The 12,761-nt window shown below is 45.6% G+C and carries 8 protein-coding genes; 1 reads left to right on the top strand and 7 read right to left on the bottom strand.

The window, feature by feature from the left end:
- Window positions 1-13: 13 nt before the first annotated feature.
- The 3 genes from ACYVD3_RS20210 to ACYVD3_RS20200 form a co-directional block, all read right to left on the bottom strand.
- A complete protein-coding gene (locus tag ACYVD3_RS20210; RefSeq protein WP_460644292.1) occupies window positions 14-163 on the bottom strand; it encodes a hypothetical protein in 150 nt (49 codons plus the stop codon).
- Window positions 164-183: 20 nt separating this feature from the next.
- On the bottom strand, window positions 184-936 hold the full coding sequence (locus tag ACYVD3_RS20205; RefSeq protein ID WP_460644291.1) for a DeoR family transcriptional regulator: 753 nt from the start codon (window positions 934-936) through the stop codon (window positions 184-186).
- Between the two features lie 460 nt (window positions 937-1,396).
- Window positions 1,397-2,812, bottom strand: a complete 1,416-nt coding sequence (locus ACYVD3_RS20200) for a hypothetical protein (protein WP_460644290.1) — start codon at window positions 2,810-2,812, stop codon at window positions 1,397-1,399.
- A 247-nt stretch (window positions 2,813-3,059) separates the two neighbouring features.
- On the opposite strand from ACYVD3_RS20200, the gene ACYVD3_RS20195 reads away from it, so the two are divergent.
- Window positions 3,060-8,213, top strand: a complete 5,154-nt coding sequence (locus ACYVD3_RS20195) for a prealbumin-like fold domain-containing protein (RefSeq protein ID WP_460644289.1) — start codon at window positions 3,060-3,062, stop codon at window positions 8,211-8,213.
- An 89-nt stretch (window positions 8,214-8,302) separates the two neighbouring features.
- Here the strand turns inward: ACYVD3_RS20195 and ACYVD3_RS20190 are convergent, their stop codons facing one another.
- The 4 genes from ACYVD3_RS20190 to ACYVD3_RS20175 form a co-directional block, all read right to left on the bottom strand.
- On the bottom strand, window positions 8,303-9,274 hold the full coding sequence (locus tag ACYVD3_RS20190; RefSeq protein WP_460644288.1) for a DUF4489 domain-containing protein: 972 nt from the start codon (window positions 9,272-9,274) through the stop codon (window positions 8,303-8,305).
- 97 nt (window positions 9,275-9,371) lie between these two features.
- Complete coding sequence (locus ACYVD3_RS20185; protein WP_460644287.1) at window positions 9,372-10,688, bottom strand: ABC transporter substrate-binding protein; 1,317 nt, start codon at window positions 10,686-10,688, stop codon at window positions 9,372-9,374.
- A gap of 91 nt (window positions 10,689-10,779) precedes the next feature.
- Complete coding sequence (locus tag ACYVD3_RS20180; RefSeq protein ID WP_460644286.1) at window positions 10,780-11,448, bottom strand: response regulator transcription factor; 669 nt, start codon at window positions 11,446-11,448, stop codon at window positions 10,780-10,782.
- Entirely contained in the window at window positions 11,441-12,754 is a 1,314-nt protein-coding gene (locus ACYVD3_RS20175) for a sensor histidine kinase (protein ID WP_460644285.1), read from the bottom strand. The genes ACYVD3_RS20180 and ACYVD3_RS20175 overlap by 8 nt, the downstream gene beginning before the upstream one ends.
- Window positions 12,755-12,761: the final 7 nt, after the last annotated feature.

The following is a 12,761-nucleotide window of genomic DNA, read 5'->3' as shown; positions in this document are numbered from 1 at the left end:
AATGTGAAACGTTCTAGGCAAAGCTTCCTTTTGCCGCTTCTGCCATTGTAACATATTTCACATCATTTTCCATACATATTTTACCGGACAATTCCCCTGGAAACGGGACAAAATCCCCTGCTTCTGCGGCAAGGCAGATACAGGGGATCTCTGATCCTTTCATGTTTGTGTGAAGCAGCTCTGCTACACCTCTATTGTTTCCACGGCAATCTTATGCCGTTCCATAATCTCTTTTGCACTGTCCGGAATTTTGTTGTCTGTAAATACCATGCTAATGTTCTCAAACCGGGAATGCAGAACAACGCCCTGCTGCCCAAATTTGCTGGAATCCGTAAGGATGATGGAATGCCTGGCCGATTCCGCCATGTTCTTCATGGCCTCTGCCCGCATCATATCCCCACAGGTAAACCCTGCCTGGGGAATAAACCCGTCGGTTCCCATAAACAGCTTGTCCACAAAAAACTCCCTGGCACATTTTCTAACCATAGGCCCCACCATGACCTGTGATTCCGTCTGATAGTCTCCGCCTAACAGGATTATCTTTCCAATGGCGGATTCCCGGATATGGTTGGCGATAAATGCGGAGTTTGTGATAATCGTAACATCCTTTTTCTCATTTGCCAGTTGCTCCGCCAGCAGGGCACAACTGGAACCGGATTCTATCATTACGGTTTCGCCGTTGGAAACGATCTTTGCAGCGATCCTGGCGATCTTAAGCTTGGTATCATACTGCACCGACAAACGGTTGGTAATATCATCCGTATTCCTCACCGCCGCATATCCGTGTTCCCTGGTCAGCAGCCCTCTCTCCTCCAGCCCGTCTAAATCCTTACGGATGGTTACCTGAGATACTTCCATCAACTCTGACAAACTGGTCACTTCCACTCTCTTCCGTTCATTCACAATCTGCAAAATCTTCGTCTGCCGATCTGTCATGAAATCTCCTCCCATTCCCTTCCATCAGACTTTCCTTTGTGGTTCAATTATAACATTTTCTATTTTCATATGCAATAAAATTATGGATCATACAGTCCTCCTGCCGGTTTCCATGGAACCTTCATTTCTTCCCTTGCCATTGCCGCAGCTTTCTGATTGACCGATAGATGCCGGACCCATTCCTCAAGGAGGCTTTTATGGACAGTCCGCTCCTTTCCCCGGACCGTGGTGATCAGGCCAATCCTATCAAGGTCATCCTGTTCAATCGGGAAATTGACAAAAAAATAACCGGACGTTAGTTCATTTGTCCGGGGTAATAAGAATGCAGCCGCAGCGCAGCTCCAAAGAAATGGTATCCGCAGTTTTTAAAATCCATTTTGTCAATCCCAAACCACGGATTCCTTTCCCTGTAAGCTTAACTGCTTTATCGATTATGTAAGTTTAAACCACCGGCCTGTTTTTACATGACAAGTCCGCTAAAGTGCCTGGTCATCTCACCTAGGTAAGACTCCCATAAGTCGGGGCTGAAATCCAGTATCTTCATGGTACTGGCTGATGTTTCCCTGGTTAAAATTTCGTTTAACAGATCCGTTTCAAAACAATGAATTTTTTCAGCTTTATAATCGTGATCAATCATATAAACCAGATTAAGCCCCTGCAGACAGAATACGGCTGCTTTGGGCTGCTCACTGTTCACGATCCTGACCTTGTCTGCACTTTTTTCATTAATAAAGGAGTTAAACCTTTGCAGATATGGAATCCGCTCCGAAGGAGGAAAATTCACAGCGCCAAAGAGGGGCACAATGGCTTTTCCCGTGGAACAAAAGCCGATCATCGCATCCACTGTCACAAAAAAAGTTGTTTCCTTGTCCAGGATCCTGTGAAAAAGCTCCAGTACGGTTCTTTTAGCCATCTCCCGGCCCTCTGCAAGTCCCAAATCCTTTTCTCCAACTAAATAGCCTATGGATATGAAGTTATATACGGCCTCCATATGCTTGCCCGTCAATCTGGAAAGAATAGAAGGGTCTGCATCCAATGCGGCGGCGGCCTCTCTTCCGGTATAACTTATTTTCTTAGTTTCCTTCCTCATAAGGGAATTAAGGAATACGTTCAGATATCCCTTATGGACGACAAAGGTCATAAGAGGCATCCCATCCAGTTGCTGGCTGAATATCATAAGAAACTGCCCCTTTAAAAGTAAAAAAAAGCAATTCATTTCTTTTGAGATTCTCCATAAATTCAAATCTACATATTCTTCCGCCTTGACGATGGCAGACAGAAGGCCGGTATTATAGCGTTCAGATGACGCTTCCATAGAGGATATATCAAAAAAGTGGTTAAAAACAGGTTTTTTCTGCTTCTGCGTGTTTAATATTTTTAATCGCAGGAAAATATCGGAATAAGACTGGTCAAAAAAAGGAAGGGTGCTGTAAAACTCCAGGGGAATGCCTTGATTTTCCATGATGTAATCGGAAACAAACACACAGAACATGTTCAGGATGGTTTTTTTTCCAAGATAGCTGGCTTCCCTGTCAGGATGGCTCAGATTTCCATTGTTCTCCCCGTCAGAGTCTTTATCAAAAGCATATTCTATGGCATAGGCCAGAAATATTTCCAGTTCATAGCTGGAACTAAAATCGTAAATAACGGGAAAAACGTGCATAAATTTCAAATAACAGCCGTGTCCATACAGTGCTTCGGCAAAATAAGCGGCAGCCTGCCGGCAAAATGACCTCTTTTCCTTTAGAAAGGGCAGCCTTCCACCTTTCAGAATCTTGCTTAATCCGCTTGGAGTCATGTTCATGCTGATTGCAAAATCTGTCTTGGGCGTCTGTGCAATATCAATCAGCTCCTCCAGCAATTTACCGGTTTTCATTTGTTGTTCCCCCACTATTTCTTATTCTGGAAATTATTGTAACATGATTTTTTCTTTTTGTCTATTTCCGTGTAACTTTTTTGCTGCATTTTCAAGCAGCTAAAAAGGCGGCCTTATATAATCTATATAGAATTCTTTTCCCTAAGGCAGAAGCCCCAGGCAAAGGAATTTCTTTAAATATAAAGCCATGATTTTAAGGCATATGCTTGAAATCAAATAAAAGATATTCACAAAGGAGGAATGAGAATTGAAAATAAGGAAACAAAGGCGGATGGTAAGCTGGCTGTTGGTATTGATGATCATACTGAATGTGTTTTCACCCCTTAACAACGTATGGGCCGAAGGACTTAATGCATTGGACGGCAGCATGAACAGCACCATCGAGATCAGTAACAATGACGATGCCGCCACCGGCAGCCAGGCTCATAAACCGGAGGCTTTTGGGGAAGAAACTGAGGTTACAAAAGAACCTGAAAGTTTGGATAATGGCCAGATAAATGAAACCACTACAGCCACAGATTCCAATGCTTCCAATCCTCCCAGCAACGTAAGCCTGCTGCCGGCTCCGGAATTCATGAACGCAGTACCTCTGGCCGTTGGAAAGAATGTAAAAGGACTGCTGAAGAATCTGATCATTTCCATCACACAGAATGGTTCAACGGTTACAGAAATCACAGCAGGACAAAATTTTACTGTGGATGGATCTTTTAATGTACCGGTAGAAGGCGATGGCATAAGCGATCCTGACCAATACGTCAGTTATAACGACTTTGCAGTTCTGCAGTTGGATGAAAGCGTTACTGTTATAGGTTCCGTAGATTTTGATTTGATGTTTGACGGAGATAAGGTAGGAACACTTAGTTTTGTAGCTGGTTCACCGGAAGTAAACATTGTTTTTGATGGAGATGTGCTTAAAGAACCGGGCATATCCAGCGTCAACTGTGAATTCGGCGTCATCATGAAATACACAGGCACTGATGTTACAGAAGAAAACCCGAAAAACAATGTCTGGATCTTAGGCAAGCAATTTACAATTAAGGCGGCGGAGGTTCCAATTACCCAGACCCAGACCAAAAGCGCCAGGCTTTCTGCTGACAAGACACAAATTGAATGGACTGTCACAGTAAACGCGAAAAAGAGCAGCGACATTTCTTTACTTGGCTATGAATTCCAGGATGACTTAACCACTGTTGGTGCGTATGTGGAAGATTCCTTCAAGGTCAATGGAAGTGAGCCGGATCCTAAGGTCACTCCAGATGCCGGTGACGTGCTTTCCTATGTGTTTGGAGATGTTAAGGGAGAACAGGTCATCACCTTCAGCACAAAAATTCCTGGGGATACGCTCATTACCGGCGGTACCGTGGAAAATACTGCAGCGTTTGGTAAGGATACGCCGGTAAATACCAATACAGCCCAAATCACCATTCCGGCAAAGACGCTGATTGAAAAAAGCGGTACCCCTGGAGACGGGCTAAGCGGAAGTATATATACCCCCAATAACCGCACCATCACATGGACAATCACTGCAAACCAGGACCAGATACCATTACAGGACCTGACCATCATTGATCATCTTCCCACCAGCCCAGCCGGATTAATCTGGAAATCAGCAAAGTGGGAATATGAATCAGCCGCAAACACATGGAATGATCTGACCCCAGGCGATGGTCTGACTGATGTTCCAACCTATTCGGCGGAGCCTTCAGGCGGAGTATATGAGCTGACCGGCACTACCAGTAAAAAGGTGCGGCTGACGATCCTGTGTGATGTTACAAATGATGCATATGTGGGAGCCGTCAAAACCTACCATAACACTGCGTCACTGACCTGGACCGGCAAACCAGGCGGAACCTTTTCCGATTCTGCTGATGTAAGCATCGGTATTGACGGTCTTACGAAAGGCCATGTATTAACAGATTATACCAACCGTCAAATCACATGGACGGCAGCCGTTGACTTAAAAAGCCAGACAGGATTCACAAGCACAAGCGACATCAAGGTATATGACCTGCTGATTTACGGTAAGTCCGGAACCTTTAATAAAAGTACCAGTAATCTGGCTTCCCTGCTTCCGGAAGATTCCGATCTCACAAATCTCACGCCAAAATACGGGCAAAAAGTTGTCAATAACAGTTGGCCTGCAGGACTGACCTATGAAATAAAGCCCGTTATGATGGGAGGCACTCAAGTAGGCGACCTTCTTGTGGTCAGTGGATTTGGCACCGACAAGGCATACACCTTTACCTTTAAAACACAGGTTCTGGACCCAAATATTTTTGCGGCAAATGCAGATAAAAGTATAGACAACACCGCCTCCCTGTATTACGGGGCAATCCATCTGGATAACGGAACTGCCGAAACCACCTATAGCAGCAATATTTTAAGCAAGCAGGTATATCAGGCAGGAACCGGTACTGTGGGAAATAGCGGAAACGCCTTTCATTCCCAGGACAAGACAGCAGTATTCCGCTTAAACATTAATGAAGAGGGCTATGACTTAACAGGTGCGGCTGTTGCAAACGGAACACTGGGCAAGGTGACTGTGACAGATACATTGCCAGACGGCTGGTCCTTTGTTGATATTGATTCCGGTGTAACGTACCAGCTCTATGCCACCACCACCAACACCCTGGTGACGGATACCTCAGACATTCTGGAAAGCGTCGGCATTTCCGGCAAAAACGCAGCCTTTGTGTTTAAGAAGCTGGAAAAGTCTTACTATATTTTAGTAAAGGCAAAGCTCTCCGATGAAAAGTATATGGAATACTTAGAGGCATCATATGCCAATGGAAAAACCGACTCATACCAGACAGCCACCAACAATGTGAAGCTGACTGCCGAAGGGGACAATAGCTGGAATCCTTCCAAGTCGGCAACGGTTCAGGTACCGACCCAATTTCTGGTAAAAAGTATAAACACAGGCAAAAATCCCATTGAGTGGACAATCAAATTCAATCCTTATGATTTACCGGACTTTACTAATATAAAAATTACGGACAAAATTCCCGAAGGGCTTGAGCTTCCTTTTGAACGGAACGGTGCCCTGGACCTTACCGCTTTCACAATCACAGAGTATGATCACATGGTAAGCGGGGCATTCCCAACCACAGGAGGAAGGGTACTGACCCTCCAGCAGCTACAGGACAGACTTTCCTATGATAAGGCTTCCCGGGATCTGTCCTTTACTCTCACAGACGGTAAGCTGTATCAGATCATTTATACCACCGAGGTGACCGGCAATGTGGGGAACAACTTAAAGAATCAGGTAAAAGTGTCAGGCAGCTCCATCGACGGTACCGGCACCAATGCCTCCTATCAGGTGGATGACTCTCATGCCAGTGCCACCCTGGAACGCAACGGCTACTTAGACATCCGCAAGGTCAATACTCAAAATCAGATCATTAATGGCGCTGTCTTCACTTTGTATACAGATAAAGCGCTGCAAGACCCTGTTCGTGCCACCATTGTGCGTCCGGATGGTACGCTGCGGATCATTCCGATCCCTGCACCAAAAGCTTATGGCGATCCTGCATTTACCTACTATTTGAAGGAAACAACAGTTCCTGATACCTATGAATCAGACGATATGGTTTATGTAGTGACTGTGGAAAAGAACGCAGGCAATAAGGCCGTCACTATTGTGGCAGGAAAATCAGCAGGAGCAGCTCTTACCGTTGTAAACTATCAGCCTGACACCGTGGGGAATTTAACCATCAGTAAGACGGTTGACGGCAATGCAGGGGATACCGGCAAAGATTTTAACTTTACCATTCAGCTTACAGGACCAAATGTAGACGGCACTTATAATTACATTGGATCAGGCAATAAGGAAAGTGGCCAGCTTACGATTGCAGGCGGCCTTGGAACCATACCGCTTAAGCACAATGAAAGCATCACGATCACCGGGCTTCCAAAGGATACGGCTTATGTGGTAACCGAAGACGACTATGCTGCTGATGGATATCTGACCGGCAGCGCAGGCGAATCCGGTACCATTAAAACAAATGAGGTGCAGACAGCCGCCTTTACCAACACAAAGTACTTACCAGGAACCCTGACCATCAAAAAAACAGTGAAAGGAAACGGCGGTGAAACCGGAAAGCTGTTTGAGTTCACCCTATCCTTTACAAAACCAGGGGGTGATCCGGATCACCGATCCTACAGCTTCACCGGAACAGGTGGCGCTTTGGACGGAACCCTCCAAAGCGGCGGAAAAATCTTTCTTTCCAGCGGACAGAGCATCATCATAACCGGACTTCCAAAGGATACCTCCTATACGGTAACCGAAAAAGACTACTCCGGCGATGGATATCAGACGGAAAGTACAGGCACGTCCGGTACCATTCAAACAGACCAGGTACACATAGCAGACTTTACTAATACAAGGTTTCTGCCCGGAAGTCTGACCATCAAAAAAACAGTTGCAGGAAACAGCGGTGAAACCGGACCTTTTGAGTTCACTGTGAACTTTAAGAAACCGGACGGTACACCAGATAATAACATTTACGATTTCACCGGAACAGGCGGAGCCCAAAACGGAACCGTGGAAAGCGGCGGTAAGATTTCTCTTTCCAGCGGACAGAGCGTCACCATAACCGGACTTCCAATGGACACCACCTATACGGTGGCCGAAAAAGATTATTCCGCAAACGGATATTCCACTGTCTCTACAGGCTCATCCGGCACCATCAGGACAGACCAGGAGCAGACTGTCTCCTTTGTCAACACAAAGATTATGCCCGGAACCCTGACCATCAGCAAGACGGTGGCAGGAAGCGGAGCTGACACCAAAAAGAAGTTTGATTTTACAGTGACCTTTCATTCAAACGGTACGTATTCCTACACGGGTAACGGAGTTCCTGATGGCACCATTAAGAGCGGGGATAAGATTTCCCTGGCTGACGGAGAAAGCATTACCGTCACCGGTCTGCCTGACGGAACCGAATATCAGGTGACAGAAGCCAGCTATTCCTCTGAACGATACACTACCGCTAAAACAGGAGATACGGGCACTGTCCGCACACTTGAAACATCAACTGCTGCATTTACCAACACATACCGCAGACCAGCCAGCAGTGGCGGTGGCGGTGGCGGTCCAAAGGTACCGGCCACACCTACTACACCTGCCACAACGCCAACGGCTCCTCCAGCTCCAGTGGACCCCACAGTCAACATAGACGGCGGCACGCCTACCGGCAATATGGAAGGCAGAACCCCTGATGAATTGGTTCACATCAACGGCGGCGTTCCCACAGGAACCAGATACGGAAAAAATGGCCTGCCAAAAACCGGCGACAACTTATCAGGTAATATCATCATCTATGGCCTGCTTTGCATCTCTGCACTTTTAGGTATGGCGGCTTCTGCAAGCATATTACGAAGAAAGTATTCTGACAAATAAATAAGAGTGTCTTAAAAGCCGGTTTATATTTTTAAACCTAATGACTTTTAAGACACTCTTTTTTGGCTGGCACCTGAATTAATTTTTAACTAACATACACGATCAACAATGGTAGCGCTAAGTGTGGAATTATTGAACAGTGTTGCTATCACACCGGGTGCAAACTGAACGGTGAGCAATGCATAATAATTACAGCAGCCATCCCTCTGATCCAAACAGTCATGAGTGTGGAAGGAAAAAGTGTAATAATCAAATTCTGGCAGCGAATGATCCACTAACCATACTGGACCGATTGGGATCGGAGCCATTTGACAATCACATTGCTTGTATATCTGTATAAAGGCAATTAAAAGAGATCCAGAAAAAATAGTATTAGTGGCAAATTCCAGCTCAATGCATGGATGATTAAATTTTCCGGCATTTACATTTAAGGATGCAAGTATATAGGTCTCTCCGGCCGGTGTTTCTCCGGCTACCGAAACATTTAATGGAGAACTGCATTTTGAAAAAGTCACGGAAGATGGTTTGCTGCAGCGGCTGTTGCAATGGGATTGACATTCATCTTTGCCGCAGTACAGTTGTTTGTCAAATGAACAACCATCCATTATAACCAATGCACTTAATTTGGCATTATTAATGGAAATCAGGCCTGTCGTGGCAGCGGCAAACACTGTTACAACAACATAATAGACGCAGCATTCACCACAAATATCGTCACATGCCTTAAATGAAAATGTCGTACTTTCGCTTGTTATCAATATTCTTGAGTAGTTCCAGACTGAACCTACGGGTATAGGGGCTATCTGCTCTGGGCATTGTTTGAATATCTGAAAGCTGACAGATGCAATTGATGCATCTGTAACCAGGTTGCTTGAAAAGTTTAATCGAACGGTTGAATGCCGCCCGTGAGAATTACCAACCGTCAGGGAAGTAATGGTAAAAGAAGTTCCCACACTTGTTCCTTCCGGAATTGTGAGAGAATCTGTGGTACTGTATGATAAATGGGCGCTGTTAGTTTTTTTAAGAATTTCGGGTTTGCAGCAGTCACATTGCTTATTCATTATAAAATAACCTCCATCTATGGGTAAATTCATAAGTCGTTTACTCTCTATATGGTATAGTACTGTTTATTTATAATATTTGTGAATAACAGTGCCTTCATCTCTGCTGCTGCAAATACTTGCTGACCGTCCTCTGAAATATCTTCATGCTGCTGTCAACGTTTTTATTTTCCTGCAAGATCTTGGATACCTCTCCGTCAGCCAGATTCATGACCTGCTGATACTGCAGAAGTTTAGGCTCAATGATGCCATTCTCTATCACATTATACAGCAGAGTGCTGCTGATTACCTGTTCCCCCTCATCCATATCTTCCTGTATGATATCCGCCCCTTCCTTAGAGGAAGCCACGCTTTTTAAAGCCGGAACTCCCTGGGAATACAGGTACACATCCATCTGCATCTCTTCCGCGTAAGTCAACTGCTTTAAAAATTCCCAGGCCAGTTTATCATGCTTTGTTTTGCTGTTGATCCCCATCAAAAGGGCCTCCACCTTTGATATGTTTTCCCCTTCTCTCCCGGCAGGAAAGGTGATGCAGTCCCATTGAAATCTGGTGTATTTCTTGATCCGGTAGGGATAGGTCTTGTAGGTGCGGTATTCCGCAAAGGTCAAAGGCATGAAGGCTACCCTTCCCTCATTAAAATCTTCCTGAGTGACACTCTGGCCCTGGTTTAAGTCGTTGAGACGCTTGATATATTTGATGGCATCCAATACCCGGCTGTCTGTAAAGGAAAGCTGGTCCTGGTTCTCGTCATACAGCTTACCTCCGCTGGTGTAAAATGCATCCCGCCAGCTATAATTATAAGTACCAAACTGATCCAGAAGTCCGTCCTTGTCCGTGTCCTTTGTCACCTTTCTGCATATTTCATACATATCCTCCCAGGTCCAGTCTTCCTTGGGCATCTGGATTCTCTCCTTGGCCAGCAGGGACTTGTTTACAAACATGAGAGTCGGGACTGTTTCGTAGGGCAGGGCATACTGGCGTCCGTTGCGCCGGCCTGTATTTAAGGCCGTGGTAAAAAAATCTTCTTTATGAAATCCGGCATCTCCTGCCATCATTTCATCTAAATCCTTCATAACTCCCAGGGAAGTGAACTTGTCAAAGTCCGAATCCGGTATCATGAACACATCCGGCATCTTCCCCTCCAAAAGCTTTCGGGCGCACCATTCGGAATAGTCCTCCTTTGCGATCCCGCTGTAATAATGGATCTTCACATTTGGATGGGACTCTTCAAAACCCTTGATTGCCTTGTCTATGATCTTAAAGCTGTTGGCACTGGCCACATCCCAGTTGCTTCCCGTGAACATGCCGAATTCCAGAATTATTTCCCTGTTCTGACTGCGGTAAATCAAGGCCCCCGTTATCAGTGCGGCTATGACGGTACTGATGCAAAGACGCTTTTTCCACTTCCCCATTCCCGCTTCCCCTTTGTCTTTGATTTGTTATTGTTTTCTATTTATTTCAGTTTTCTGTTTCTGCTGCTCTTCTGTTTTCCCCTTGCCTTTATTAAGTCTCTACCCGTTTTCTCACATTGGTCTGAACAGCCCATATGGCAAGCTGAGTCCTGTCCCTTAAATCCAGCTTGTTCAAGATCGTGCTCAAATAATTGCGGACCGTTCCTTCAGAAAGGTTCAAGGTTTTTGCAATCTCTTTGTTGCTGGCCCCCTTCTCCACCTGGGCGATGATCTTCCATTCGGTCCTGGTCAATTCCTCCATGTGTTTTTCCTTGACAGATATGGTATCATCCGCCTGGGCCATCTGGGAAAAGAAACGCAGCACCTTTGCCGCAATGTCCGGATTGATCATTGCCCAGCCATTGTAAACCGTGGTTATGGCGCCTACCAGCTCCTCCATGGAAACGCCCTTTAGCATATATCCGCTTGCCCCGTATTTTAAAGCGTTATACACGTATTCGTCATCATCAAAGGTAGTCAGTATGATGATCTTGATCTGGGGATAGCTTTCCTTTATGATCTTCGTGCACTGCACTCCGTCCATTTTGGGCATCCGCACATCCATTAAAATCACATCCGGCACGTTCTTCCTTACGCACCGGATCACTTCCTGGCCGTCTGCGGCCACATCAGTCACCGCCATGTCCTGCCTGCTGTTTAACACGATCTGCAGGCTCTGGCGGATCAACTCCTGATCATCTGCGATCAATACTTTAATCATAGGTCTCCCCCCTCCGAATCGGTATCCTTGCATTGACGATAAACCCATTGCTTCCATCAAATGTCACAGCTCCGCTTAACATCCTGATCCGCTCTTTCATGTGCTTCGTGCCGAAGCCGTTTTTCATTTCCTCGCAGCCGATTCCGTTGTCCTTGATCTGGATCAGGATGTCCTGATTCTCCCTTTTTATGGTGATCCATATCTCCCTGGCATGTCCGTGGCGGATGGCATTGGTGATCCCTTCCTGAACCACCCGGTAAATGGCATTTTCCTCGTCTTCATCAAACTTCAAGTTCTGGACCTTGCAGTCAAAATAGACCCTTGTTTCCGAAACCCCATTAATATCCGTGACCATCTTGTTGATGGCATATTCCAGGCTGAATCGCTCCAGGGCATCGGGCCTTAATTCGCTTACCGAACGGCGGATATCCTTTATTCCATCCCTGGTGACCTTGGAAATCTGCTCAAGCTGCTTTTTTGTCTGATCCGGCGACGTCCCGATGATGGCAAGACAGGCGTCGATCCCTGCAGCAATCCCGGTCAGGGTATGGCCCAGGGTATCATGGATCTCCCTGGCCAGGCGGTTTCTCTCCCTTGTCTCAGCCATTTTTTCTGCCATAAGGGAATATTTTTGAAGCTGTTCGTTGACCTCCTGAAGCTTTTCATTAAGCCCATGGATCTCATCTAGATTTCCCTGCTGTTCGTTGATGATGTTAACACAGTATACAACAAACAAAATAACATTTAAGGATATTAAAATATTATACACGCTTAAAAGGTACTGCTGCACCGAAGCGCTGTAATAGGAAATATAATCCTGGATAGAATACAGGCCGTAGGAAATGGACAAAAGCTCATAATCGGCCAGAATAAAGCTTCCGATTGCTACGGCAGCCAGGATATACCTGGATTTTCCGTTTTTCACATACATAATGACGTTGGAAAATACCAGGAGCAGGATCCCGTTATAATTAAAATTCAAAAGGATGATGATCCCAAAGCAGATGAGGAAATCCGCCACCAGGCTGGTGAGGATGACCTTGCTGTTATTGGGAAACAAACGGTCCCGGATCACCATGCTTAAGGTAAGCAGCACCAATAAAAGGGCGCAGAGCCAGATCTTCGCATAAGGATACCAGACAATGGCCTGGATCTCGTTTAAGAATTCTCTTGCAGCGTATGCCCTTCGGATTTTTTCAATGGTCCAGTAAATAAAAATGCTGATTCCCATAACCGATATCATGTTTAAGGCCAGGATCCCCACCTGAAGAAGACCGATCCGGCTGTTAAATTTTTTCTCTTCCATCTCTCTA

Source organism: Lacrimispora brassicae, assembly GCF_054772055.1.
This window is presented reverse-complemented; position numbering and strand designations above follow the sequence as displayed.